The organism is Bradyrhizobium sp. CCH5-F6 (genome assembly GCF_001556045.1).
Classification (GTDB): domain Bacteria; phylum Pseudomonadota; class Alphaproteobacteria; order Rhizobiales; family Xanthobacteraceae; genus Bradyrhizobium.
The window spans coordinates 1-25,929 of sequence record NZ_LSIC01000194.1 but is presented as its reverse complement, the minus strand read 5'-3'; the positions used below and the strand labels follow the sequence as shown (position 1 = coordinate 25,929).

22 protein-coding genes and 1 pseudogene are annotated in these 25,929 nt (G+C 64.5%); 13 read left to right on the top strand and 10 right to left on the bottom strand.

The genetic code is table 11. From position 1 onward, the window contains the following. Nucleotides 1-17: 17 nt before the first annotated feature. Genes AX729_RS33635 through AX729_RS33625 form a run of 3 tightly spaced genes read left to right on the top strand, consistent with a single transcriptional unit; the run spans nucleotide 18 to nucleotide 4,056 of the window. Nucleotides 18-1,511 (top strand): AMP-binding protein, encoded by a 1,494-nt coding sequence (locus AX729_RS33635; RefSeq protein WP_061028496.1) that lies wholly within the window; start codon nucleotides 18-20, stop codon nucleotides 1,509-1,511. Then, the gene (locus AX729_RS33630; RefSeq protein ID WP_061028494.1) at nucleotides 1,508-2,149 is read left to right on the top strand and encodes a TetR/AcrR family transcriptional regulator; all 642 of its coding nucleotides are present in this window, start codon (nucleotides 1,508-1,510) and stop codon (nucleotides 2,147-2,149) included. Before AX729_RS33635 ends, AX729_RS33630 begins: the two co-directional genes overlap by 4 nt. Continuing rightward, on the top strand, nucleotides 2,146-4,056 hold the full coding sequence (locus tag AX729_RS33625; RefSeq protein WP_061028491.1) for a flavin-containing monooxygenase: 1,911 nt from the start codon (nucleotides 2,146-2,148) through the stop codon (nucleotides 4,054-4,056). The genes AX729_RS33630 and AX729_RS33625 overlap by 4 nt, the downstream gene beginning before the upstream one ends. A gap of 140 nt (nucleotides 4,057-4,196) precedes the next feature. Here the strand turns inward: AX729_RS33625 and ald are convergent, their stop codons facing one another. Next, a complete protein-coding gene (gene ald, locus AX729_RS33620) occupies nucleotides 4,197-5,312 on the bottom strand; it encodes an alanine dehydrogenase (protein WP_061028489.1) in 1,116 nt (371 codons plus the stop codon). Between the two features lie 143 nt (nucleotides 5,313-5,455). Between ald and AX729_RS33615 the strand changes: the two genes are divergently transcribed. From AX729_RS33615 to AX729_RS33600, 4 genes and pseudogenes are all read left to right on the top strand, one after another. Beyond that, nucleotides 5,456-5,932 carry an Lrp/AsnC family transcriptional regulator gene (locus AX729_RS33615; RefSeq protein ID WP_061028487.1) on the top strand — a complete coding sequence of 159 codons (477 nt, stop codon included), beginning with the start codon at nucleotides 5,456-5,458 and terminating at the stop codon, nucleotides 5,930-5,932. A gap of 138 nt (nucleotides 5,933-6,070) precedes the next feature. Continuing rightward, a pseudogene (locus AX729_RS33610) lies at nucleotides 6,071-6,253 on the top strand (2Fe-2S iron-sulfur cluster-binding protein); the annotation flags it as partial. 103 nt (nucleotides 6,254-6,356) lie between these two features. Beyond that, nucleotides 6,357-8,714, top strand: a complete 2,358-nt coding sequence (locus AX729_RS33605; protein WP_061028485.1) for an Orn/Lys/Arg family decarboxylase — start codon at nucleotides 6,357-6,359, stop codon at nucleotides 8,712-8,714. 6 nt (nucleotides 8,715-8,720) lie between these two features. Further along, nucleotides 8,721-9,296 (top strand): GNAT family N-acetyltransferase, encoded by a 576-nt coding sequence (locus tag AX729_RS33600; protein WP_061028482.1) that lies wholly within the window; start codon nucleotides 8,721-8,723, stop codon nucleotides 9,294-9,296. Nucleotides 9,297-9,298: 2 nt separating this feature from the next. Here AX729_RS33600 and AX729_RS33595 read toward each other — a convergent pair whose 3' ends face one another. Continuing rightward, complete coding sequence (locus AX729_RS33595) at nucleotides 9,299-9,511, bottom strand: hypothetical protein (RefSeq protein WP_061028480.1); 213 nt, start codon at nucleotides 9,509-9,511, stop codon at nucleotides 9,299-9,301. 130 nt (nucleotides 9,512-9,641) lie between these two features. Beyond that, complete coding sequence (locus AX729_RS33590; protein ID WP_061028478.1) at nucleotides 9,642-10,691, bottom strand: hydroxyacid dehydrogenase; 1,050 nt, start codon at nucleotides 10,689-10,691, stop codon at nucleotides 9,642-9,644. 239 nt (nucleotides 10,692-10,930) lie between these two features. Here AX729_RS33590 and AX729_RS33585 point away from each other — a divergent pair, with 239 nt between their 5' ends. From AX729_RS33585 to AX729_RS33575, 3 genes are all read left to right on the top strand, one after another. Continuing rightward, complete coding sequence (locus AX729_RS33585) at nucleotides 10,931-11,497, top strand: thiamine pyrophosphate-binding protein (RefSeq protein WP_061028476.1); 567 nt, start codon at nucleotides 10,931-10,933, stop codon at nucleotides 11,495-11,497. An 8-nt stretch (nucleotides 11,498-11,505) separates the two neighbouring features. Beyond that, nucleotides 11,506-12,102 carry a thiamine pyrophosphate-dependent enzyme gene (locus AX729_RS33580; protein WP_061028474.1) on the top strand — a complete coding sequence of 199 codons (597 nt, stop codon included), beginning with the start codon at nucleotides 11,506-11,508 and terminating at the stop codon, nucleotides 12,100-12,102. 76 nt (nucleotides 12,103-12,178) lie between these two features. Further along, the gene (locus AX729_RS33575; RefSeq protein WP_061028472.1) at nucleotides 12,179-12,556 is read left to right on the top strand and encodes a VanZ family protein; all 378 of its coding nucleotides are present in this window, start codon (nucleotides 12,179-12,181) and stop codon (nucleotides 12,554-12,556) included. Between the two features lie 40 nt (nucleotides 12,557-12,596). On the opposite strand, the gene AX729_RS33570 is transcribed toward AX729_RS33575, so the two are convergent. From AX729_RS33570 to AX729_RS33540, 7 genes are all read right to left on the bottom strand, one after another. Further along, nucleotides 12,597-12,980 carry a DUF1236 domain-containing protein gene (locus AX729_RS33570; RefSeq protein WP_061028470.1) on the bottom strand — a complete coding sequence of 128 codons (384 nt, stop codon included), beginning with the start codon at nucleotides 12,978-12,980 and terminating at the stop codon, nucleotides 12,597-12,599. Between the two features lie 213 nt (nucleotides 12,981-13,193). After that, on the bottom strand, nucleotides 13,194-14,996 hold the full coding sequence (locus AX729_RS33565; protein ID WP_061028468.1) for an adenine deaminase C-terminal domain-containing protein: 1,803 nt from the start codon (nucleotides 14,994-14,996) through the stop codon (nucleotides 13,194-13,196). Between the two features lie 85 nt (nucleotides 14,997-15,081). Next, complete coding sequence (locus AX729_RS33560) at nucleotides 15,082-15,882, bottom strand: NYN domain-containing protein (protein ID WP_061028466.1); 801 nt, start codon at nucleotides 15,880-15,882, stop codon at nucleotides 15,082-15,084. 53 nt (nucleotides 15,883-15,935) lie between these two features. Further along, complete coding sequence (locus AX729_RS33555; RefSeq protein WP_061028464.1) at nucleotides 15,936-17,435, bottom strand: tripartite tricarboxylate transporter permease; 1,500 nt, start codon at nucleotides 17,433-17,435, stop codon at nucleotides 15,936-15,938. Next, nucleotides 17,435-17,920 (bottom strand): tripartite tricarboxylate transporter TctB family protein, encoded by a 486-nt coding sequence (locus AX729_RS33550; RefSeq protein ID WP_061028463.1) that lies wholly within the window; start codon nucleotides 17,918-17,920, stop codon nucleotides 17,435-17,437. Before AX729_RS33550 ends, AX729_RS33555 begins: the two co-directional genes overlap by 1 nt. Then, the gene (locus AX729_RS33545) at nucleotides 17,917-18,885 is read right to left on the bottom strand and encodes a Bug family tripartite tricarboxylate transporter substrate binding protein (protein ID WP_061028461.1); all 969 of its coding nucleotides are present in this window, start codon (nucleotides 18,883-18,885) and stop codon (nucleotides 17,917-17,919) included. The genes AX729_RS33550 and AX729_RS33545 overlap by 4 nt, the downstream gene beginning before the upstream one ends. Before the next feature lie 234 nt (nucleotides 18,886-19,119). Beyond that, on the bottom strand, nucleotides 19,120-21,249 hold the full coding sequence (locus AX729_RS33540) for an acetate--CoA ligase family protein (protein ID WP_061028459.1): 2,130 nt from the start codon (nucleotides 21,247-21,249) through the stop codon (nucleotides 19,120-19,122). A 351-nt stretch (nucleotides 21,250-21,600) separates the two neighbouring features. Between AX729_RS33540 and AX729_RS33535 the strand changes: the two genes are divergently transcribed. The 3 genes from AX729_RS33535 (at nucleotide 21,601) to frc (ending at nucleotide 25,525) form a co-directional block, all read left to right on the top strand. Next, nucleotides 21,601-22,296 (top strand): GntR family transcriptional regulator, encoded by a 696-nt coding sequence (locus AX729_RS33535; RefSeq protein WP_162131044.1) that lies wholly within the window; start codon nucleotides 21,601-21,603, stop codon nucleotides 22,294-22,296. 63 nt (nucleotides 22,297-22,359) lie between these two features. Beyond that, a complete protein-coding gene (oxc, locus tag AX729_RS33530) occupies nucleotides 22,360-24,093 on the top strand; it encodes an oxalyl-CoA decarboxylase (RefSeq protein WP_061028457.1) in 1,734 nt (577 codons plus the stop codon). Between the two features lie 154 nt (nucleotides 24,094-24,247). After that, nucleotides 24,248-25,525, top strand: coding sequence for a formyl-CoA transferase (gene frc / locus AX729_RS33525; protein ID WP_061028456.1), 1,278 nt, complete (start codon nucleotides 24,248-24,250; stop codon nucleotides 25,523-25,525). The last annotated feature ends 404 nt before the right edge of the window (nucleotides 25,526-25,929 follow it).

The following is a 25,929-nucleotide window of genomic DNA, read 5'->3' as shown; positions in this document are numbered from 1 at the left end:
CGGCTAAATTCCAGCGAATGATCAACCTGTCGAGCTTCATCGCCTTTCATGCCCGGCGTACGCCGGAGCGGCCTGCGCTGAAATATCGCGGCGAGGAGATTTGCTACGCGCTCTTCGATGCGCGCGTCCGCAAGGTCGCGGGTTGGCTTGCAGCACAGGGCATCGGCCCCGGCGATGTCGTGGCCGTGCTGATGAAGAACAGCGCAGCGTTTCTGGAGCTGGTGTTTGCCACCAGTCATCTCGGCGCTGTCTTCTTGCCGATCAACTTCCGCCTCTCGCGCGACGAGGTCGGCTACATCGTCGGCAATGCCGACGCGCGTCTGCTGCTCGTCGATGAGGAGCTGGCCGCGAATGCCGCGGGCGCCAGGACTGTTGCACTGAACGAAGCCGCGCAGCAGAGCATCACGCATCTCGCAGGCGACACGCCGCCCGCACCGATGCATGTGCGCCAACCATCCGACTTGATGCGGCTGATGTACACCTCGGGCACGACCGATCGTCCGAAGGGCGTGATGCTCTCTTACGATAATTTCTACTGGAAGTCCGCCGACCAGACGATTGCGCTCGGCCTCGGTGCCGAGACGCGGCTACTCGTCGTCGGCCCGCTCTATCACGTCGGTGCACTCGACCTGCCGGGCATCGCCGTGCTCTGGCATGGCGGCTTCATCCGTATCGAACGCAATTTCGAGCCGGAGACGGCGCTTGCGGCGATTGCCGAGGACAGGCTCAACGCCGCCTGGTTCGCGCCGGTCATGACCACGGCGATGCTCACCTGCCCCGCCCGCGGTCGCTACGACGTCTCCAGTCTGACATGGGCGATTGGCGGCGGCGAGAAGACGCCGGAGCTGCGCATCCGCGCCTTTTCGGAGTACTTCCGCAATGCGCGTTATATCGACGCCTATGGCCTCACCGAGACCGTCGGCGGCGACACGTTCATGGAAGCCGGCCGCGAGATCGAGAAGATCGGCTCGACCGGTCGCGCCATTGCACACGTGGAAATCGAGATCCGCGACGAGGACGGCAAGGCGCTGCCGCCGAACGTCAACGGCGAGATCTGCCTGCGCGGGCCGAAAATCACACGCGGCTACTGGAAGGATCCGGAGAAGACGGCCTCGGCCTTCTTCGGCGACTGGTTCCGCAGCGGCGACGTCGGCTATCTCGACGGCGAGGGCTTTCTGTACCTGACCGACCGCAAGAAGGACATGATCATCTCCGGCGGCGAGAACATCGCTTCCTCCGAGGTCGAACGTGTCATCTACGACCTGCCCGAAGTGCGCGAGGTCGCCGTGATCGGCCTGCGCGATGCGCGCTGGGGCGAGCGCCCGGTCGCCATCGTCGTGCTGGCTGAAGGCGCCGGCCTCGACCTGCCTGTCCTCACCGAACACTGCCGCGCGCGGCTGGCGAGCTTCAAGGTGCCGAAGCAGCTCGTCATCCGCGACAGCCTGCCGCGCAACCCAAGCGGAAAGATTCTCAAGCGCGTGCTACGCGCCGAGCTGGAGACGTCTGAATGACGCAAGTGAACGCCAAGGTGACAAAGCTCAACCGCGTCGAGCGAAACGCCTGGACCAAGCAGAAGATATTCGAGGCCGCTACCAAGGTCGTGGGCAGATACGGCTATGCGGAAGCCTCGGTCGCCCGCATCACCGAACAGGCCGGCGTCGCTCAAGGCACATTCTACAATCATTTCGAGAACCGCCAGGAATTGCTCGACCAGCTCCTGCCCAAGATCGGCCTCGACATGGTCGAGTTCATCCGCGCCCGCACCGGCACGGCGGATGCAGCGCGGCAAGAGATCGAGCGCTTCTCCGCCTTCTTCGACTTCATCCGCGAGGTGCCGGAGTTCTTGCGCATCCTCAACGAGGCCGAGTTCTTCGCACCGATCGGCTATCAGAAGCATCTCGACAATATCGCAACCGCCTATGTTCGCATCTTGCGCCGCGCCCGTCTCGCCGGTGCCATCGAGGACTACAGCGACGAAGAATTCGAGGCGATCGTCCACATGCTGATGGGCGCGCGCGGCTATCTCAGTCGCCGTTATTCCTATTCGGAAGGCGGCGTCACCGCCGTGCCCGACCACGTCATCTCCGCCTATCGCAAGCTGATGACGCGCGGCCTCTTCACTGCCTCCGGAGATCAGGACACGCCATGAACATCGAATCTCCACACAATCCGCTCGACCTCGCCTCGGCAATCGCCGAGGGCGATATCCGTTGCCTGCTGATGGTGCTGGTGCACATGACGGGCGACGAGAAATGGCTGGCCCCGCCCTATCTGCCCAAACGCGATATCCGCCTGATCCCCGATCCCGAGGCCGGGGTGCCGCGCGAGATCCAGGACGAAATCCGCGCCGCGGTGGTCCAGCTGTTTGCCGAGGGGACGCCCAGGCCGGTCATCACCGACCCCGGCGAGGAACTGTTGCTCAGGATGATGCGCGCCTGTCTCGGCGAGAACGTCGCGCCGGAATATGCCCCGTTGATGCGCGAGGAGATGGGCTTCGTGCCGCGCGAGGCGCGCTGGACGACGCGTCCTTCCGACGAAAAGCTTGCGGGCCAGCACGTGCTGATCGTCGGCGCCGGCGTCTGCGCCATTGCGCTCGGCGTCGCACTCGGCCATCTCGGCATTCCCTACACCATCGTCGAGAAGAACGACGAACTCGGCGGCACCTGGTGGATCAACCGCTATCCCGGCTGCGGCGTCGATACGCCGAACCATTCCTATTCGTATTCCTTCGGCGCGCGCAATGCGTGGACGCGCTACTTCTGCCAGCGCGAGGAACTGCTCGGCTATTTGCTGAAGGTTGCCGACGAATACGGCATCCGCAAGCACCTGCGCGTCAATACCGAGCTGACCTCGTCGCGCTGGGACGAAGACAAGAAGCGGTGGATTTCGACGCTGAAGACCGTGAACGGCGAAGAGATTTTCGAGTCCACCGCGCTGGTCAGCGCCATCGGCCAGCTCAACGATCCCTCCCGCGCCCGCTTCAAGGGTGAGGACAACTTCAAGGGAACGATCCTGCATTCGGCATTCTGGTCGGACGACATCAGATTCGACGGCAAGCATGTCGCCGTGATCGGAACCGGCGCGACATCGATGCAGCTCGTGCCCTCGATCGCCGGACGCGCTGCCTCGGTCACGGTCTACCAGCGTAGCGCGCAATGGGCGCGGCCCGTGAAAGGCTATGCCGACCCGATCAGCGAGGGCGCGCGCTGGCTGCTGGCGCATCTGCCGTTCTATGTGCAGTGGTATCGCTTCAACATGTTCTGGCGCTACGGCGACGGCCTCTTGCCTTTCCTGCGCAAGGATCCGGCCTGGCCGCATCCCGAGCGCGCCGTCAACAAAGGCAATGACCGGCACCGCCAGGAGTTGACCGACTTCATCGTGTCCGAATTGCAGGGCCGGCCGGATCTGATCGAGAAATGCGTGCCGACCTATCCGCCCTACGGCAAGCGGATCCTGCTCGACAACAACTGGTTCAAGACCTTGAAGCGAGACGACGTCGAGCTCGTCACCGATGCGATCGACCATTTTGACGAAAGCGGCATCGTCACCGCCGACGGCAAGCTGCGCCCCGCCGACATCATCGTCGTCGCCACCGGCTTCAAGGTGACGGAGATGGCGGCGCGCCTCAACATCAGCGGACGCGGTGGCAGGAACCTGCGCGAGGCGTGGCACAACGACAACCCGACCGCGTTTCTCGGCCTCACCGTTCCCGACTTTCCAAATTTCTTCTGTATGCTCGGCCCGAATTCAGGCCCGGCCCATGGCGGCAGCGTGATCTTCCAGTCGGAATGCCAGAGCCGCTACATCTCGGCCTGTCTCGTCGACATGATCGAGCACGACGTCGCAGCGATCGACGTCCGCCAGGACGTGCTCGACGAGTACGTCCGCAAGGTCGATGCCGAGCACGAGTCGATGATCTGGACCCATCCGGGCATGACGACCTACTACCGCAATTCGAGCGGCCGCGTGTTCTCGGCGATGCCGTGGCGGTTCGTCGATTATTGGCGCATGACGCACGACCCGGATCTGCGACAGTACAGGCTGACGGTGGGTTAAGGCGTGGCCGCAAGATCGCTGTGGCGATAGCGCCCCACTCTCACCTCATCGTCATTGCGAGCGCAGCGAAGCAATCCAGAGTCCTCCCGCGGAAAGATTCTGGATTGCTTCGCTGCGCTCGCAATGACGGACCTGCGTGGCTACGCCGCCAACCCGCTCTCGACCGGCGCGAACTCCAATCCCAGACTCTCCGCGACCGCCTTGTTGGTGATGCGGCCGCGATGCACGTTGAGCCCGTTACGCAAATGCGGGTTCTCCAGCACCGCCGCGAACCCCTTGTTCGCGAGCAGCAGTCCGAACGGCAGCGTCGCATTGTTCAGGGCCTGGCTCGAGGTCACCGGCACCGCGCCCGGCATGTTGGCGACGCAATAGTGCACGATGCCGTCGACCTCGTAGGTTGGCTCGGCGTGCGTGGTCGGATGAGAGGTCTCGAAGCAACCGCCCTGGTCGATCGCGACGTCGACCAGCACGGCCCCGGGCCGCATCGATTTCAGCATGACGCGCGTGACAAGCTTCGGCGCACTGGCACCGGGCACCAGCACCGCACCGATGACGACGTCGGCGGCGAACACCTCGTCCTCTACAGCCTCCATCGTCGAGAAACGCGTGCGCACGCGTCCGGCAAAGAGATCGTCCAGTTCGCGCAGGCGCGGAATTGAGCGATCGATCACGGTGACTTCGGCACCGAGGCCGGCGGCCATGCGTGCCGCCTGCGTCCCCACCACGCCGCCGCCGAGCACGACGACGCGCGCCGCCTGCACGCCGGGCACACCGCCGAGCAGCAGTCCGCGGCCGCCGGCGGAGCGCCTGAGCGCGGCGCCGGCGGCCTCGATGGCGAGGCGGCCGGCGACTTCGCTCATCGGTGCGAGCAGCGGGAGGCGACCGCTCGCATCCGTGACGGTTTCATAGGCGATGGCAGAGCAGCCGGAGGCAAGCAGGCCCTTGGCCTGTTCTGGATCCGGAGCAAGGTGAAGGTAAGTGAACAGGATCTGGTTTTCGCGGAGCTGGACCCATTCGTTCTGATTCGGCTCCTTGACCTTCACGATCATGTCGGACTTGGCAAAGATCTCGCGGGCAGTCGCGGCAATGGATGCCCCTGCCCGCCGGTACACCTCGTCCGACGCGCCGATGCCGCTGCCGGCACCTGTCTCGACAGTCACCTCGTGCCCGGCGGCGACATATTCGCGGACGGCGCCTGGGGTGAGCCCGACGCGATATTCCTGCACCTTGATCTCCTTGGGCACACCGACGCGCATCCTGAGCTCCCTCGCCAACGCATTGATTCCGTTCGTTATCGTAGCGGCAGCCGCGGTTTGGTTCCGTGCAAATTTGCGCTAGGTTCGCCGCCGGCGCGCCGGTTTCCGGCGCGGAAATGTCTTTTCACGCTGGAAACGAAACCTTGGCCCTCGACCGGAAAGACCTCGCGATCCTCGCGGAACTCACCACCAATGCACGGGCTAGCCACACCGAGCTCGCCAACAAGATTGGGTTGTCGAGCACGGCGCTGGCGCGTCGGCAGAAGGCGCTGGAGGACGAAGGCTACATCCAAGCCTATCAGGCCTCGCTCGACCTTGCACGGTTCGGCCTCACCACGACGGTGCTGGTCCGGATCGCGCTGGAGAGCCAGAGCGACGATGCGCTGAAGGCGTTCGAGGCGGAGGTCGTCAAGTGCCCCTCCGTCGTGCGCTGCTTCCTGATGTCGGGGACCGACGACTACATCCTGATCGTGCTCGCCCGCGACATCCAGGATTTCGAGCGCATCCACCGCACCGAGCTGTCACGCCTGCCGCGCGTCGCGCGGGTGCAATCGAGCTTCGCGCTGCGCGAGGTCGTCAACCGCGCCGTGCCGATCGTGGTGTTCGGCGAGAAGCGCTGATCTCGTCCGAACCACCCGTAGATCCGACGGGAACCAAGCAATCCGTCATCCGTTGGGCGCTATTGGCCAGCGGCGGCAACGGATCCTCGCGTCAGCATCCAAACCTGCTCAGCTCGGCCTCTCCGCAGGGAACAGACAATGGCCGACATCACGGATCAAATCCCCGAACGCATTCCGATCAATCTCGTCGTCAACGGCGTCAGGCGCGCACTCGAGGTCATGCCTTGGACCACGCTGCAGGATTCCCTGCGTGACCGTCTGGAGCTGACCGGCACCAAGAAAGGCTGCGATCACGGCCAATGCGGTGCCTGTACCGTGCTGGACTGAGGCCGCAAACACTCGACATTCCCGCGGCACTCGGGGTGTCATCCAACTGTCATCGAATGTGCCGAGAGCTGTGTCTCTGCCACATTCGGGACCCGACATGGACTATTTCAAGCGCTTCAACTTCCTGTTCGCCGCACCTGTTTTCAACGCCGACGATCTCGAAGGCCTTCGCTTCAACCAGATCATCGAGGAGATCCAGCGCTCCGGCTTCGAGGTGGTCCGGGCCCGCAAGCTGGAGGATGCCGAGATGGCGGTGCAGACCGATGCGGCGATCGGCTGCATGGTGGTGGACTGGGGAAAGAAGGGTCTCGAAGGCAAGACCTCGGCGCTGATCAATCTGATGCGCCGCCGGGGCCTCGACTTCCCGATCATCCTCCTGATCCGTCGCAAGCGGTTCGAGGATCTGCCGGTCGAGGTGCTCGATTTCATCGACGGCTATGTGTTCCTGTCCGAGGAGACCCCGCCCTTCATCGCCAAGAACCTGATCAGCCGTCTCAAGCAATATGCCGAGACGCTCAAGACCCCGTTCTTCGGCGCGCTGGTCGACTATGCCGAGGAAGGCAACCAGCTCTGGACCTGTCCGGGTCACAATGGCGGCGTGTTCTACAACCGCAGCCCGATCGGGCGCGTGTTCGTCGAGCATCTCGGCGAATCCGTGTTCCGCGACGACCTCGACAATTCCGTGCTCGATCTCGGCGACCTCCTCACCCATGAAGGGCCGGCGCTGAAGGCGCAGAAGGAAGCGGCCCAGATCTTCGGCGCGGAGAAAACCTATTTCGTGCTCAACGGCACCTCGACGTCGAACAAGGTCGCGCTCGGCGCCCTCGTCACCGACGGTGACCTCGTGCTGTTCGACCGCAACAACCACAAGGCCGCCCATCACGGCGCTCTGATGATCAATGGCGGCATTCCCGTCTACGTCCCGACCGTCCGCAACGCGTGGGGCCTGATCGGCCCGATGCGCTGGGACATGCTCGATGAGAAGGCCCTGCGCGAGGCGATCCGTCATCATCCCCTGGTCGCGGACACGAACGCCTGGCGCAAGGAGCGTCCGTTCCGCGTCGCCGTGATCGAGCAGTGCACCTATGACGGCTCGATCCACAGCGCGGACATGATCCTGAAGCGCATCGGCCATCTCTGCGACTACATCCTGTTCGACGAGGCCTGGGCCGGCTTCATGAAGTTCCACCCGCTCTATGCCGGCCGCTTTGCGATGGGCCTGACGAATCTTCCCCCCGAGGCACCTGGCATCATCGCAACGCAGTCGACCCACAAGCAGCTGGCGAGCTTCTCGCAGGCCTCCCAGATCCACATCAAGGATCGTCATATCCGCGGCCAGAAGCGGCGCGTCGAGCACCGCCGCTTCAACGAAAGCTTCATGCAGCACGCATCGACGTCTCCCTTCTATCCGCTGTTCGCCTCGCTCGACGTCGGTGCGCAGATGATGAAGGGCCGCTCCGGCGAAGTGCTGTGGGACGACACGATCCGGCTCGGCATCGAGCTGCGCAAGAAGATCCGGGCGATGCGCCGGGAGTTCGAGGAGAACGAGCAGAACCCGGACCGGCGCTGGTTCTTCGAGCCCTTCGTTCCCGATCGGGTCGCCATTCCCGATGTCAGCCGCCCCGGTGCCGCGCATAACGTCGCCTGGGAGACGCTCTCTACCGACGAGCTCGCCACCAATCCCGCGCTGTGGCAGCTCTCTCCGGACACCAGCTGGCACGGCTTTCCCGATCTCGCGGAAGGCTTTGCCATGACCGATCCGAACAAGCTGACCTTGCTCACCCCCGGCTTCGATCGTGCGACCGGCGCTTATGCCGAGCATGGCATCCCCGCCCCGGTCGTCGCGCAATATTTGCGCGAGAACCGCATCGTCCCCGAGAAGAACGACCTCAACTCCCTGCTCTTCCTGCTCACCCCCGGCGTCGAGGCGAGCAAGGCGGGCACGCTGATCTCCGGCCTCGTCGCATTCAAGAGGCTGCACGACGACAATGCGCTGCTGGCCGACGCGATCCCGGAGTTTCATCAGCGGCGGCAGGCGCGCTACGCAGGCGTGCGCCTGCGCGATCTCTGCGGCGAGATGCACCGCTTCTTCCGCGCCGCCGACGTCAGCGGGCTCCAGGCGCGGCAGTTCATGCCCCAGCACATGCCCGAGATCGCAATGTCGCCCCGCGATGCCGCGCGGTATCTGTTCCGCAACGACGTCGACTATCTGCCGATCGAGGCGATCGCGGGGCGCATCGCCACCACGCCCTTCGTGGTCTATCCGCCCGGCATCGCCACCATCGTGCCCGGCGAGCGGCTGACGGAACGGGCCAAGCCCATGATCGACTATCTCAAGATGTTCGAGACCTGCTTCAACACGTTCCCGGGCTTCGACGTCGAGATCCAGGGCGTCTACAAGGAGGTCGATGCGAACGGGCGCATCGGGCTCTACACTTACGTCGTTGCCGAGTAGGTACCGATGAACGAAACAGCTCCGCGCACGCGTGACGAGCCCGTTCTGGTCAGGCCGTCACGCGAAAGCGATGTCGACGCGATGCTGGCGATCTACCGCCATCACGTCCGCAACGGTGTGCCGCGCGATGTCGAGGGAACCGGCGCCCCTGAGCCGGATGATCTGCGCGACCGGCGCAAGAACCTGAAGCAGACCCGCTTGCCGCATCTGGTCGCGACCTATCGCGGCGAGGTCGTCGGCTATGCCTATGCCGTGCTGTTCCGCAAGCGTCCTGCCTATCGCTACACGGCCAAGCACTCGATCTACGTCCACCACGCGCATCTCGGTCGCGGCGTTGGACGGCTGCTCCTCCAGGAATTGATCGACGTCTGCGCGGCGGCCGGCTTCCGCCAGATGATCGGCTATATCGACGCCGACAACGCGCCCTCGCTGGCGCTTCACGAGAGGTTCGGCTTCGCGCGCGCCGGCCTGCTTTGCGGCGTCGCCTATCGCCACGGCCGCTGGTCCGACACCGTCATGGTGCAACGCTCGCTTGGCGCGGGGACGACGGCACCTCCGCCCGCCGCAACGCCTGGCAAGTAGGCTTACGAGGGAAAGTCAGCCGGTCTGACGTGGATCCGATCGGCATGCAGCGACCAATGAGGCAGCGCCTGATCCTCGCAGAACTTCGCCTTCGCCCGCTCCATAGCCTCGTCCTCGTCGGCGGCGTCGACCTCCAGCGTGCCCTGGCAAATCTCGCACTGCCGACCGTACTCGCCGAGAACGTCCTTCATGAATCTGACGACATAAGTTGACATGAGACCTCCTGCTGCCCCAGCAGCACTCTAATCCCATTTAGGCCGCGCTGGGGAAGGAGATTTTGAGGCGGATCAAAGTGCCGAACGGGCAGCAACTTTCGCCATGCCCCGGAATGACCACGTGGCGTACTTAACCCGGTGTCACGCCGAACGCCTCCTTGAAGCGCTCCGCATAACGCGGCCAGACTTCCGGATTGATGATGCGCGGCGGGCGCTTGCCGTCGAGCACATCCAGCACCTGTTCGGCGGCGATGCGGCCCATGTTCTGGCGCGCCTCGATGGTGACGCCTGCCGTATGCGGGCTCGCCAGCACGTTGTCGAGCTGGAGCAGCGGATGCTCCGGCGGCGGCGGCTCCTTGGACCAGACGTCGAGGCCGGCACCCGCAATGCGCTTGTCGCGCAAGGCCTGGAGCAGCGCGTCCTCGTCATGGATGAAGCCGCGCGCCGTGGTAATGAAATAGGCATGCGGCTGCATCAGCGCGAATTCGCGCACGCTGATCATGTTGCGGCTGCCCTTGTTGAGCGGGCAGGAGATAGACACGAAATCAGACCGGCGCAGGAGATCGTCGAGCTCGACCTTCTCCCCGCCCCGCTCAGCCATCACCTCGGCCGACAGGTACGGATCGTAGGCCAGCACCTTCATGCCGAGCAGGCCCTTGCAGAGCGCAGCGATGCGGCGGCCGACATTGCCGAGGCCTATGATGCCGACGGTCTTGTGCTCGACCTCGTTGCCGACGAGCTCGTTGCGGTTGACGTCGCGCTCCCGGCGCAGCCGGCGGTCCGACTGGATGATGCGCTTGGACAGCGTCAGCATCATCGCCAGCGCATGCTCGGCGACCGAATGGGCGTTGCCGCCCGACTGGTTGACGACGACGACCCCCGCGTCCGTGCAGGCCTCGACATCGACAGGATCAAAGCCCGCGCCATTGCTGGAGACCAGCAGCAAATTCGGCGTCCGCTTCAGGAAGGCGGCATCGACGTGAAAATGCGGCGCCAGTTCGTCACGGGCGGCGCCGATCTGGTAGACATGGGCCGCACTCAGGATCGGCGCATAGAAATCCTCAGGGCTCTCATTCTCGATCCGATCGAGCCGGACGTCGGGCCGCGCCTTCAGAATGTCGATATAGATGGGATTGGCCAGATATTTGACGTAGAAGACACGCTTGCTGTTGACCGACATCAGGACCCTTCCGGCTCGCTCGCGAAGGAGCTCGGCAAGGTCGGCACGACGCCCCCTCCGGTGCTTCCTCCCGTTTATTCGTTGCCGCACTTGTGACATGGCGGTGCCGGCCAAGGCAGGCCAATTGGCGCAGATCACCGTGCCGGCCGGGACATGTTGACAATCCCATCGCCTGCGTCAAGTTCGGCGGACCGCCGCGACGGCCAGAAAGAAGCATGCGCGGCTGAAGGGAGAACGCAATGGCGATTGCGGACCAACAGACCTCGCGCCAGGCGACTGAAGGCTCCATCGAAAGGAGCTGGCACGCCATCGTCCTGCAAACGTTGAAGCGGAACGAGATCAGCCTCGTGCCTTACGTGCCCGACCGCGTTCTGACGCCGCTGATCAAGAACCTGCACGCCGATCCCTTCTTCACCACCTTTGCCACCGCCCGCGAGGAGGAAGCGGTCGGCATCGTCTCGGGCGCCTGGATGGGCGGGCGGCGCGGCGCGGTGCTGATGCAGACCTCCGGCTTTGCCACGCTGGCCAACGTGCTGGCCTCGCTGGCGGTGCCCTACCAGATCCCGCTGATCATGTTCGTCTCCGAGCGCGGCACGCTCGGCGAGTTCAACTACGGCCAGTCGCTGGTCTGCCGCACCATGCGCCCGGTGCTCGATGCACTGGCGCTGGAGCACCACACCATCACCCGGCTCGACGAGCTCGAATTCATCGCCGACCGCTCGATCAAGCAGGCCGTCACCACGCAGGCGCCCGTGGCGCTGATTCTCAACCCGCTGCTCACCGGCGGCAAGACTTTCGACAAGTGAGGCTGGCGATGGATACGCGCAACACCAAGGTGATGAACCGCTTCGACCTCACCTCGCGCCTGATCGGAAAGCTCAAGCACGAGGAGGCCGTGATCGGCGGCATCGGCAACACCAATTTCGATCTGTGGGCGGCCGGCCACCGCCCGCAGAATTTCTACATGCTGGGCAGCATGGGGCTCGCCTTTCCGATCGCGCTCGGCGTGGCGCTGGCGCAGCCGAGCCGCCACGTCTTCGCGCTCGAGGGAGATGGCTCATTGCTGATGCAGCTCGGCGCACTGTCGACGATTGCGGCCCTGAAACCGAAGAACCTCACGATGATCGTCATGGACAACGGCATCTACCAGATTACTGGTGCGCAACCGACACCGGCCGCGAACGTTGCCGACATCGTCGCCATCGCCCTCGGCTCGGGCCTCGCCAACAGCGCCTGGGCCGCGGACGAAGAAGATTTCGAGCGCCTGGTCGAGGACGCGATGGCAGCGTCAGAACCCAGCCTGATCGCCGTCAGGATCGACGACAAGCCGGGCGTGGGCACCACCCGCCGCGACCCCGTGCAGATCCGGGAACGCTTCATGCACGGCCTCGGTGTGCGCGAGCCACTTTAACATTTCGTCATTAACCACACGTCGATCTGATGGGGGGACTGTACGGCCCGTTGCAAATCTGTGCTAAGCGAGCCGGATGTCCATATTGGTTCGTTCCATTGCCTGGCTACTCGCAGCCGCCGTCACTTTCGCAACTCTGGGTCCACCGGGCCTGCGGCCCCATTCCGATCTCGGTCAGGACGGTGAACACGCGCTCGCTTTCATCCTGGTGGGCCTGGCCTTCGGCCTCGCCTATCGGCGGCACCGCCTGTCAATTGCGGCGGCCTCGGTTGTCCTGATCGGTGCGCTTGAGCTGATGCAATTTTGGGCACCCGGACGCCATGCGCGGCTGGAGGACTTTCTGGTCGACGCGCTCACCGCCTGCGTCGGCTTTGCGCTCGCAGCCGCGGCCGATTGGGTCATGACCCGGCTTCGCACAAATGCGGCCCTGACGAGCGAAGGCCCCGCGGAGTGACGCTCCGCAGGGCCCTGTTCAGGGCACAAGCTTGCGCCTGTCAGTCGATGATCTTGACGACGCGACGCGTGCGCGGCTCGACGATCACGCGGCGGTCGTTCACGACCGCATAGCGATACTCGGTGTAGTTCGGCACCGGGCGCAGCACCACGGTCGGAGGCAGGGGCTCGCCGACGACGACGCGCTCTTCCACGACAACCGAGTCACTCCGCGGAATCCCGCCGAGAATCGCATTCGGAATTTCGAGACCGGCGCCGACCGCCGCACCGACGGTGCCGCCGACCATCGCGCCGATCGGGCCGCCGATGTCGCCGCCCGCGCGCGCGCCGTCCCTGGCGCCCTGTTCGGTCGTCGACTGGGCAAAGGCTGCGCTCGAAGCCAGCAGCGAGGCGGCAGCCAACGAAATCGCAAGACGGGTTTTCATGTCCTTAAGTCTCCAGTGATTGTTATGCGCCTTCAACCACGGGGCCGAAGCATTGTTCCGGTTCCCCCACGGCCAAATACGCGCCACCACCGACTGTTACGCCGTAACAGTTCAGACTGCGCGGATATCACGCCCACAGGCAGTCCAGCGCGCGCAACACCGCCGCATGATCCCGGGTCTTTTTCGCCATGCGCGTTGGAGATTCTCGCGAGATCACTCGAACAGCGGCGCCAGCTCCATCTGCGGCACCAGCACGAGGCCCTTGTCAGTGATGCGAATTTCCGGAATGACCGACAGCGGAATCAGATTGAAGCCCATGTAGGGGATGGTGCAGCCGGCTTCCGCCCATTCCTTCTTCAGCGCCCTGACCTCTTCAGCTACCTCGGTGACGCGCTTGTCCGAGAGCAGACCCGCGATCGGCAGCGGCACCATCGCCCTCACCTCGCCATCGGCGACCACGCAAACGCCGCCCTGCTGATCCCTGATCGCGGCGATCGCGACCTGCATATCGCCCTCGTTGGTTCCGGCGACGATGATGTTGTGGCTGTCATGTCCGACACTGGAGGCCACTGCGCCGCGCTTGAGGCCAAAATCCTTGAGCAGGCCATGGGCGACATTGCCGGCCGATTTGCCGTGACGCTCGACCACCGCAACGAAGCACAGGCCATGGCGCGCGAACAGCGACGGCCAATCCTTCGCCGGCTCAATCGCGAGTTTCTCATGGATCAGTGTGATGCCGGGCAGCGCGGTCTTGATCGCGTTGGCGGTGCAGGCCTTCGCAGGCAGCTCCGGCGTCAGCTTCACGTTCTCCGGCAGCTTCACCGTCGCGTAGGCCGCCTTCGGATATTGGTAGCGTTGCGACAGCGCCTGATCGAGCCGAGGCGTGATCTTGCCGTGCTCGACCACCAGCTCGCCGCCGTACCAGGTGCATCGGGGCTTGAGCTGATCGTCCATCAGCACGAGATCGGCGCGGCGGCCGCCGCCAAGTCCGCCGATATCACCGTCCATGCCGAAGCGCGTGGCGCCGTGCAGCGAGCCCATCGACCAGGCCTGCTCCGGCGACATCCCCGCCTTCACCGCCTCACGCACCACCCAGTCCAGACCAAACAGCAGGAGATCATCTGCGTCGCGGTCGTCCGTGCACACGGCGGTACGCTTGTGCGAGGCCCCGAGCTCAGTGATGGTCCGGATCGCCTGCGGCAGCGAATGCCAAGGCGTCGTCGGCGGGCCGCCGCGCAAGAATACCCAGACGCCGGCGTCGAGCAGATCGTCGGCAATGTCGCGGTCGATCGCCTCATGCGTGTCGGTGACGCCGCTCGCCGCATAGGCGGCGACGAATTCGCGGCCATAGACGTGGCCGGACACCGGCCGGCCGCGTTTCAGCGCCGCCGCCAGGATGGCGTGGCTGCGCTCGTCGCCCATCGTGACCGGAACGAAGTCCATCTTCTCGCCGAGTGCCACCGCTTCCGGCCAGCGGTCGAACAGGCCGGCGATCTTGTCCGGCGTGAGATCGCCGCCCGCGGTCTCCAGTTCCGCCGATGTCGCCGGCACGGTGCTCGGCACCGTCAAGAAGATCGAGAGCGGCGCCTCGCGCGCGTCCTCCAGCATCGCCTCGACGCCGGCTACGTCCATGACGTTGCCGATCTCGTGGCTGTCGCAGAAGATCGTGGTGGTGCCGTTGAGCAGCGCGGCCTCCGCATAGGCGCAGGCCGTCACCATCGAGGATTCGATGTGGATGTGCGGATCGACGAGGCCGGGCGCGATGATGCCGCCGGCAGCATCATAGAGCGGCACGCCGCTCCAGACCTTCTTCGCTGTGCCGGCCGGCTTCACCGCGGCAATACGCCCGCCGGTAATCCAGACCTCGCGGTTCGCGTGGATGCGCTCCGAATAGGTCGAGAGCACCCGCGCACCTGATATGACGAGATCGGGCGCGAGGCGCGCCGAGGCGACATCAGCGAGGCGCCGCGTCATGCCATGCAGCGGCGCAACGGAGAAACGGGTGAGTCTGGTCATCGGGGCTCTCGGGTGACGTTACGGCCGAGCGATGGTTGCGCCGGACCCTATCCCAGGCAAGCCCAAATCTGGCGACAGGACCTGATTAGGTCTTGGGCGCCGAAGCACCTGCCGCCCTCGCGCCCGAAGGCCTGCGCGGGTTCCGCCTTCGCCTCGGCGGTGCGGCAGTGGGCTTGACCCGAATCCGCATCGACCGGCCATTTGCCTCATCGATCTCGAACGCATTCGTCTTTCGCACGAGGTCGCTCAGCTTGCGGAAGCCGAATGTCCTCGGATCGAAATCGGATGCGAGATTGGCGAGCTGGCGACCGACTTCCCCGAGCGTCACCCATCCATCCTCGCTCTCCATCTGCGTGATCACCTTCTTGATGATGGGCGTGGCGGCATCAAGCGGCTGGAGCGACGTCGATCTCGAGGCGGCATCCTGGGTGGTTGCAGGAACGGCCAGCAGGTTTTCAGTGTAGACGAATCTCCGGCAGGCCTGCCTGAAGCTTTCCGGCGTCTTCTGCTCGCCGAACCCGAAGACATCGATGCCCTGCTCCCGGATGCGGGCGGCCAGACGGGTAAAGTCGCTGTCGGAAGAGACCAGGCAAAAACCGTCGAACCGGCCGCTGTGAAGCAGGTCCATCGCGTCGATCACCAGGGTGATGTCGGACGCATTCTTTCCCGTCGTATAGGCGAATTGCTGCTGCGGGATGATGGCGTGCTTGGACAGAATGTCGGCCCAGGCCCTCGATCGCGCATTGGAGAAGTCGCCGTAGATGCGTCGGACGCTGGCCTCGCCGATCTTGGCGATCTCCTCGAACAGACCGTCCGCGATCTTCGCGGAGGCATTGTCGGCGTCGATCAGGACGGCCAAACGGGGCGAGCGAAGTTCCGACGGCATGGCATTTCCTCACAGGATGTCCGCAGCATTAGAACATGCGTGCGTCGGAACGGCTAATCCTCGTTCGCCTTGAATCGCCCGAGCCCCTTCATCACGAAGGGCGCCAGCAGCGCGATCAGTGCCACCGCCAGCAGCGTCGCCGAGATCGGGCTCTGGACCAGAGTCATGGGATCGCCGAGGCTGATCGCAAGTGCTCTGCGCAACTGGCTTTCGGCGATCGGGCCGAGGATCAGGCCGACGACCACGGGGGCGATCGGAAAATCGAACCGGCGCATCAGGAAGCCGAGCACGCCGAAGCCCGCCAGCATCGACAATTCGACCACCGACGGCTTTGCCGCAATGGTGCCCATGGTCGCGAAGACGAGGATGCCGGCATAGAGCCACGGCTGCGGGATCGCGAGCAGTCGCACCCACAGGCCGACCAGCGGCAGATTGAGCACCAGCAGCATGCAGTTGGCGATGAAGAGGCTCGCGATTAGACCCCACACCAGATCGGGCCGCTCGGCGAACAGCAGCGGCCCTGGGTTGAGGCCGTATTGCTGAAAACCTGCCAGCATCATCGCGGCGGTCGCCGAGGTCGGCAGGCCGAGCGTGAGCAGTGGCACCAGCGTGCCAGCAGCGGAGGCGTTGTTGGCGGCTTCCGGCCCCGCGACGCCTTCGATCGCGCCCTTGCCGAACTCCTCCGGGTGTTTCGTCAGCCGCTTCTCGGTGGAATAGGACAGGAAGGTCGGGATCTCGGCACCGCCTGCGGGCAGCGCGCCGATCGGAAAGCCGAACATGGTGCCGCGCAGCCATGGCTTCCACGAGCGCTTCCAGTCTTCCTTTGTCATCCACAGCGAGCCGCGCACCGGCTCGAGCTTCTCCTCGGTGTGATGGCGTCGCGATGCGACGTAGAGCGCCTCGCCCACCGCGAACAGCCCGACCGCGAGCGTCGTCACCTCGACGCCGTCGAGCAACTCGGGGACGCCGAACGCAAGCCGCGCCTGGCCGGTCAGCTTATCGATGCCGACAAGCCCGAGCGTCAGGCCGATGAACAGGCTGGTCAGGCCGCGGACCGGGGAATCCCCGAAGGTCGCCGACACCGTGACGAAGGCAACGCACATCAGCGCGAAGTAATCCTCTGGGCCAAAGCGCACGGCAAAGTCGACCAGCCACGGCGCGAGGAACGCCAACCCAATCGTGGCGATGGTGCCGGCGACGAAGGAGCCGATCGCGGATGTCGCAAGCGCCGGCCCGCCACGGCCGGCCTTGGCCATCTTGTTGCCTTCGAGCGCGGTCGCCATCGAGGCGCTCTCGCCGGGTGTGTTGATCAGGATCGCAGTGGTCGAGCCGCCATACATGCCACCGTAATAGATGCCGGCGAACATGATCAGCGAGCCGCCGGGATCGAGCTTGTACGTCACGGGCAACAGTAGCGCGACCGTCAACGCCGGGCCGATGCCGGGCAGCACGCCCACGGCCGTGCCGAGGAACACGCCGATCAGCGCATAAAGCAGGTTCATCGGCTGGACGGCGACCGCCATGCCATGCGCCAGCGCCGCAAAGGTATCCATCACAGCAGTCGCTCCAGCGGGCCGGCAGGCAGGCTCAGCGTCAACAGGCGGTCGAACGCGAGATAGATAAGGGTCGACATCGCGATGGCGATGATCGAATCGACCAGGATGGCTCGGCGCCCGAAAGCCGTGGACGTCGTGACGAAGAGTGCGGACGTCGCCAGGATGAAGCCGCCGCCGAAGCCGATGATCGCGATCAGCAGCGCCAAGCCGACCAGGATCAGAAACACAGGAACCGGATCGGCGCTCTCGCGCGCCGGCAGGTTACCGCGCAGCGCGTCGATGAAATTGCCGATCGCCAACAGCGCAAGGCCGCTGGCGACCACGATTGGCATCGCCTCGGGCCCCATCCCGTACATCGCGGTGGTTGGCAGACCGCGTGCGTCCCAGACCAGCACTACGGCAAGCAGTGCAAGCAATGCGGCGATGACGATACCGGCGCGGTCGGCCCGCCGCGGCGGCTGCGCGGGATCGCCTGAGCTCATGACTTGACGAGGCCGACCGATTTCAGCACGTCGGTGACGCGCACTGTTTCCTTCTTCAGGAAGTCGGCGAAGGCGTCGCCGCCGAGATACGCATCCTCCCAGCCCTTCTGCTTGAGGATTTCCCTCCAGGCGTCGGACTTCACCATCTTCTCGACCGCATCGCTCAAGGTCTTGCGCTGCTCCGGGGTGATGCCGGGAGGCGCGACCACCGAGCGCCAATTGGCGATCACGAGGTCGATGCCCTGCTCCTTAAAGGTGGGGATGTCGCTGCCGGCAATGCGCTTCTCCGAGGTGACGCCGATCGCGCGCAGCTTGCCGGACTTGATCTGTCCTTCATATTCGCTCAGGCCCGAAATGCCCGCAGTGACCTTGCCGCCGAGGATCGCCGCCAGCGATTCGCCGCCGCCGGAGAACGGGATGTAGTTGATCTTCTTCGCATCTGCGCCGACGGCGCCGGCGAACAGCGCTGCCATCACATGGTCCACTCCGCCGGCCGAGCCGCCGGCGAAGGTGACCTTGGCGATATCGGCCTTCACCGCGGCGGCGAGATCCTGCGCATTCTTGATCGGCGAATTCGCGGGAACCACGATCACCTGGATCTCCTCGGTGAGGCGGGCAATCGGCGTCACCTGCTCCAGCGTCACCGGCGACTTGTTCATGGCGAGCGCGCCCACCATGACGAAGCCGTTGACCATCATCTGGTTGCCGTCGCCCTTGGCGCCGTTGACGAACTGGGCGATGCCGACGCTGCCGCCGGCGCCGGGAACGTTGGTGACCTGCACGCTGCGCGCAACGCCCGAAGCCACCAGCGCCTGCTGCATCGAGCGCGCCGTCTGGTCCCAGCCGCCGCCGGGCGCGGCCGGCGCCATCAGCTTGAGTTCCAGCTGCTGGGCAACGGCCGGATTGGCGACCGCCAGGGTCAGCGCGACGGCTGCGCCGGCAAGGCGCGCGGGGATACGGAACATGGGGGCATCTCCAGGCTCATGCGGACGTTTGCCGCATTGTGTCGTTTGGTCGCATATCAACCAAAACGGCGGATGCTGTCCAGTAACATCCCCCCGGAGCTTCCGGTCAGCCGGGCATCGGGATAAACCCCATCAAATGGGGCGAGAGATGGACTCGCGGAGAGTCCCCTCACCCGGATTCGAGCGCGCTCGAATTCGACCTCTCCCCGCAAGCGGGGAGAGGCGAAATGGTGCTCAGAGCAGCCCTGCCCCGCGCGCCCATTTGTACTTGGCGCCGAGCACCTCGACCGGCAGCTCGGTCGAGTAGGCATAGGCCGGGATCCCGTTCTGGTAGAGATATTCGGCAGCTTCCTCGACCTCGACGTCGCCGGCCAGAGACGCGACTATCGGCTTCACGAAACCCTTGGCCTCCATCTCCTTCTTCACCTCGACCATGTTGCGGGCGAACACCATCGGCGGGGTGACGATGGTGTGCCAATAGCCGAGGATCAGCGCGTGGATGCGCTCATCGGAGAGACCGAGCTTCACCGTGTTGACGTAGGTGATAGGCGGCTCGCCGCCGGTGATGTCCACGGGATTTCCGGCCGCACCGAACGGCGGGATGAACTTGCGGAAGGCTGCATCGAGATCCGGCGGCATCGACATCAGCGACAGGCCATTGTCGACGCAGGAGTCCGACAGCAGCACGCCGGAACCGCCGGCACCGGTGATGATCAGCACGTTCTCGCCCTTCGGCGTCGGCAGCACCGGCACGCCGCGGGCGAATTCGAGCAGCTGGCGCAGCGAGCGGGCGCGGATCACGCCCGACTGCGCCAGGACATCCTCGTAGATCTTGTCGTTACCGGCCAGCGCGCCGGTGTGCGACGAGGCCGCCTTGGCACCGGCCGAGGTACGGCCGGCCTTGAGCACGACGACCGGCTTCTTCTTGGAGACGCGCTTTGCGGCTTCCGCGAAGGCGCGACCGTCCTTGAGATCTTCGCAATGCTGCGCGATCAGGTTGGTGTTGGGATCCTGCTCGAAGAAGGCGAGCAGATCGTCCTCGTCGATGTCGGACTTGTTGCCGAGGCCGACGATCGCCGAGACGCCCATCTTCGCGGAGCGCGAGAAGCCGATGATGGCCATGCCGATGCCGCCCGATTGCGAGGACAGCGCCGCGTGGCCCTTGACGTCATAGGCCGTGCAGAACGTCGCGCAGAGGTTGGCGGGCGTGTAGTAGAAGCCGTAGATGTTCGGCCCCATCAGTCGGATGTCGTACTTCTTGCCGATCTCGACGATTTCGGCCTGCAGCTCGGGCGCACCGGCCTCGGCGAAGCCCGACGGGATCAGCACCGCGCCCGGGATCTTCTTCTCGCCGCATTCGGTGAGCGCGGCGGCCACGAATTTCGCGGGGATCGCGAACACCGCCACGTCGATCACGCCCGGCACGTCCTTGACGCTCTTGTAGGCCTTGTAGCCGAGGATCTCGGCGGCCTTGGGATGGATCGGATAGATATCGCCCTTGTAGCCGCCGTTGATGAGGTTCTTCATCACGGAATTGCCTATCTTGCCGTCCTCGGCGGAGGCACCGACCACGGCGACCGCCTTCGGCTGCATGATGCGGTTCATGGCCGCGACGATCTCCTCGGTCGGGCGCGGCTTCGGCTTGGGCACAAAGGCGAAGTCGACGACGATGCGCACGTCGGCGGCAATCGCGTCCTTTGCCGTCGCAAAGACAGGGTTGAGGTCGAGCTCGACGATCTCAGGGAAATCGGTGACGAGCTGCGAGACCTTGACGATGACGTCGGCCAGCGCCGTCCGGTTGACCGGCTCGCTGCCGCGCACGCCCTTCAAAATCTCATGCGCCTGGATACCGTCGAGCATCGAGAGCGCATCCTCCTTGGTCGCAGGCGCGAGGCGGAAGGTGATGTCCTTCAACACTTCGACCAATACGCCGCCGAGGCCGAAGGCGACGAGCTTGCCGAACGAGCCGTCGGTGATCGAGCCGACGATGACCTCGGTGCCGCCGGCCAGCATCTGCTGCACCTGGACGCCTTCGATCTTGGCGTCGGACTTGTATTTCTTGGCGTTGGAGAGAATGGTCTCGTAGGCCTTCTCGGCCTCTTCAGTCGTCTTGAGGCCGACGATGACGCCGCCGGCTTCGGTCTTGTGGAGGATGTCCGGCGAGACGATCTTCATCACGACCGGGAAGCCCATGGACGAAGCCATCTTGCCGGCCTCGCCCGCCGACTTCGCCACGCCCTCCTTCGGCACCGGAATGCCGTAGGCGTCGCAGACCAGCTTGCCTTCCGGCGCCGTCAGGCTGGTGCGGTTGTCCGCCTTGACCTGGTCAAGCACCTTGCGGACGGCATCTTTGGAATTGGACATGTGGCTTCTCCCTTGACCTCAGTTCGTTCTTTTTCAAAGCGCGCGCGTAGTTTGCGGCTGCCTGTGATGCTTGCCATTCGCCGCGCTCTGTTCCATGGGTCGGAACGAACCGGCCTAAGGCCGAGACTGCTCCGCCGGCTTGGATCAAAAATGGCTGGCGATGGCATTTGGTATGCCAGAAGCCAGATTGTCAAGCCAGAGCACACGTTAGAACGCCGCAAAAAATCGTCAGCTTGACATTCTGGCATGTGGTATGCCAAAAACTTTCCCGTTAATATTCCTGTAAAAGACGACTCCCACTGGAGGAGATTCGTCGTGTCACTACGGAAACCAACCAAGGCGTTGCCGAACATGGCCGAGGCAGACATCGCAATCGTTCGTATTGCCCCGGAGAGCAGCTTCAAGAACAAGGCGTACGACGCCTTGAAGGAAGCCATCCTCAAGATGGACATCTACTCGACGCCCGAGCCGGTGATGCTCGACGAGCGCGCCTTGTCCGAACGTCTGGGCGTCAGCCGCACGCCGATCCGCGAAGCGATCGCGATGCTCGAGCAGGACGGTTTTGTGAAGACGGTGCCGCGCCGCGGCATCATGGTGGTGCGCAGGACCAAGAGCGAGATCGTCGACATGATCCGCGCCTGGGCGGCGCTGGAGAGCATGGCCGCGCGCCTCATCACCACGACCGCACGCAAGAAGGACATCACGGCGCTGCGCGACTTCTTCAAGGACTTCAGCAAGGACCGCCTGCCCGAGGATCACGTCGAGGAATATTCGCGCGCCAACATCGCCTTCCACCAGGCGCTGATCTCTCTCTCGGAATCCCCCGTGCTGGTCGATCTCACCAACGACCTGCTGCTGCACGTGCGCGGCTATCGCCAGCTGACCATCGGACGCAAGGACCGTACCGCGACCTCCCTGCCCGAGCATCTCGGCATCATCGAAGCGCTGGAAGCGCGCGACACCGAGCTCGCCGAGAAGCGGGCCCGCGACCACACCCTCGGCCTTGCCGCCTATGTCGAAGCGCATGGCCAGGAACTGTTCACTTAGCAACGCTCACCAGAAGGGCGAAACACTCGCCCCAACGACCTTGAGACCAGGGAGACAAGGCCCATGCTGAATACCGCGACCAAGTCCGAAGCACCGGGCACCGAGCAGGAACTGACGGATGGCTTCCATCTGGTCATCGACGCGCTCAAGCTGAACGGCATCAACACCATCTATAATGTGCCGGGCATCCCGATCACGGATTTGGGCCGCATGGCGCAGGCCGCGGGCATTCGCGTGATCTCCTTCCGTCACGAGCAGAACGCCGGCTACGCCGCGGGCATCGCCGGCTACCTCACCAAGAAACCCGGCGTCTGCCTCACGGTCTCGGCGCCCGGCTTCCTCAACGGTCTTACCGCGCTCGCGCACGCCACCACCAACTGCTACCCGATGATCCTGGTCTCGGGCTCCTCCGAGCGCGAGATCGTCGACCTCCAGCAGGGCGACTACGAGGAGATGGACCAGCTCGCGATCGCAAAGCCGCTGTGCAAGGCGGCCTATCGCGTGCTGCACGCGCAGGACATCGGCATCGGTTTCGCGCGCGCCATCCGCGCCGCGGTCTCGGGCCGTCCCGGCGGCGTCTATCTCGACCTGCCGGCAAAACTGTTCGGCCAGGTGATGAACGCCGAAGCCGGCCGGAAGTCGCTGGTCAAGGTGATCGACGCCGCGCCCGTGCAGATCCCCTCGCCCGCTTCGGTCAAGCGTGCGCTCGACGTGCTCAAGAGCGCCAAGCGTCCGCTGATCATCCTCGGCAAGGGCGCGGCCTATGCGCAGGCCGACGAGGAGATCAAGAGCTTCGTCGAAAAGAGCGGCGTGCCGTTCCTGCCCATGAGCATGGCCAAGGGCCTCCTCCCCGATACGCATCCGCAATGCGCCGGCGCGGCACGTTCGACCGTGCTGAAGGAGTCGGACGTCGTGATGCTGATCGGCGCGCGGCTGAACTGGCTGCTCTCGCACGGCAAGGGCAAGAGCTGGGGCGAAACGCCCAAGAAGTTCATCCAGGTCGACATCGAGCCGAAGGAGATGGACTCCAACGTCGAGATCGTCGCGCCCGTCGTCGGCGACATCGGCTCGGTCGTCTCCGCCTTCAACCAGGCGCTTGCGTCGGGCTGGACCGCCCCGCCCGCCGAATGGACCAAGGCCATTTCGTCCAAGCGCGAAGAGAACGTCGCCAAGATGGCGCCGAAGCTCATGAACAACAAATCGCCGATGGACTATCACGGCGCGCTCGGCGTGCTGAAGAACGTCATCAAGGAGTATCCCGAGGCGATACTCGTCAACGAAGGCGCCAACACGCTCGACCTCGCCCGCGGCGTCATCGACATGTACCGCCCGCGCAAGCGTCTCGACGTCGGCACCTGGGGCGTGATGGGCATCGGCATGGGCCAGGCGATCGCAGCCGCGCTCGAGACCGGCCATCCCGTGCTGGCGGTGGAAGGCGACAGCGCGTTCGGCTTCTCGGGCATGGAGGTCGAGACCATCTGCCGCTACAACCTTCCGATCTGCGTCGTCATCTTCAACAATGACGGCATCTATCGCGGCACCGACGTCAACGGCGCGAACTCGGACCCGGCGACGACGGTGTTCGTCAAGGGCGCGCGCTACGACAAGATGATGGAAGCCTTCGGCGGCATCGGCGTCAACGCGACCTCGCCCGACGAGCTCAAGCGCGCCGTGAACGAGGCGATGAAGTCCGGCAAGCCGACGCTGATCAACGCGGTGATCGATCCGGCCGCCGGCTCGGAGAGCGGCCGCATCGGCAACCTCAATCCGCAGAGCGTTCTGCAGAAGAAGAAGTAAGTCCACCGCCGGGTCATTCCCCGCGCAGGCGGGGAATCCAGTAACCGCCAGACCACATGGGTGGCGAGCACTGAGCCCAACTGAAACGACAGCGAATACTGGATGCCCGCCTTCGCGGGCATGACGGAAACAAAGTGGTAACAGGAGCAACACGATGACCAAAGCGCTCTCGGGCGTTCGCATTCTCGACTTCACCCACGTCCAGTCCGGCCCGACCTGCACGCAGCTGCTGGCCTGGTTCGGCGCCGACGTGATCAAGGTGGAACGTCCGGGCGTGGGTGACATCACCCGCGGCCAGCTGCAGGACATCCCGAACGTGGACAGCCTGTATTTCACCATGCTCAACCACAACAAGCGCTCGATCACGCTCGACACCAAGAACCCCAAGGGCAAGGAGGTCCTCACCGAGCTGATCAAGAAGTGCGACGTGCTGGTCGAGAATTTCGGCCCCGGCGTGCTCGACCGCATGGGCTTTCCCTGGGAGAAGATCCAGGCGATCAACCCGAAGATGATCGTCGCCTCGATCAAGGGTTTTGGCCCCGGACCGTATGAAGACTGCAAGGTCTACGAGAACGTCGCGCAGTGCACCGGCGGCGCCGCCTCCACCACCGGCTTCCGCGACGGCGTGCCGCTCGTCACCGGCGCGCAGATCGGGGACAGCGGCACCGGCCTGCACCTCGCGCTCGGCATCGTCACCGCGCTCTTCCAGCGCACCCACACAGGCAAGGGCCAGCGCGTCACCGCGGCGATGCAGGACGGCGTGCTCAACCTCTGCCGCGTCAAGCTGCGCGACCAGCAGCGCCTCGCCCATGGTCCGCTCAAGGAGTACAGCCAGTTCGGCGAGGGCGTGCCGTTCGGCGACGCCGTGCCGCGCGCCGGCAACGATTCCGGCGGCGGCCAGCCCGGCCGCATCCTGAAGTGCAAGGGCTGGGAGACCGATCCCAACGCCTACATCTACTTCATCACCCAGGCCCCGGTCTGGGAGAAGATCTGCGACGTGATCGGCGAGCCCTCGTGGAAGACCGATCCGAACTACGCCAAGCCGGCCGCGCGCCTGCCGCGCCTCAACGAGATCTTCGGCCGCATCGAGCAGTGGACGATGACCAAGACCAAGTTCGAGGCGATGGAGATCCTCAACAAGGACGACATCCCCTGCGGCCCGATCCTGTCGATGAAGGAGATCGCGGAAGACCAGTCGCTCCGTGCGACCGGCACCGTGGTCGAGATCGACCACCCCACCCGCGGCAAGTACGTCTCGGTCGGCAACCCGATCAAGCTGTCGGACTCTCCGAGCGATGTGCAGCGCTCCCCGCTGCTCGGCGAGCACACCGACGAGATCCTGCGCTCGGTGCTCGGCTTCAGCGACAACCAGGTCGCCGAGATCCACAAGTCCGGCGCGCTCGACCCGCCGCAGAAGCAGGCCGCGGAGTAAGCGGCCAACATTGAACGAGACGAACGGGCCGCCCGAAGGGGCGGCCCTTTTTGCTTGGGAAGGCGTGCAGTCGCAGGCTCAAAATCAAAACTGCAAAAACAACCCCATGCACAGTAGCCATCTCATTGGCGCGTAACGATATTTCTGATTCGACGAAAAAGTTCTGACCCGTCGGGCAAAACAGGGGTAGTATGCCATCGTGGATGTCATGCCGGGGATCGCACATCGGGGCTGACTGTGGCCATATGCGGAACGAATCCCCGACCACACCGTTCGCGGAAAGGGCTGCAGAGATCCGGAGTCCAAAGGTGGTTATCGAACGTCAGCGCGAGAGACGTCAGCGATGGGCCGATTCTGTTGAAAAAGGCCGCAGTTGCGACTCAGAGACAGCAGTGATTCAATCT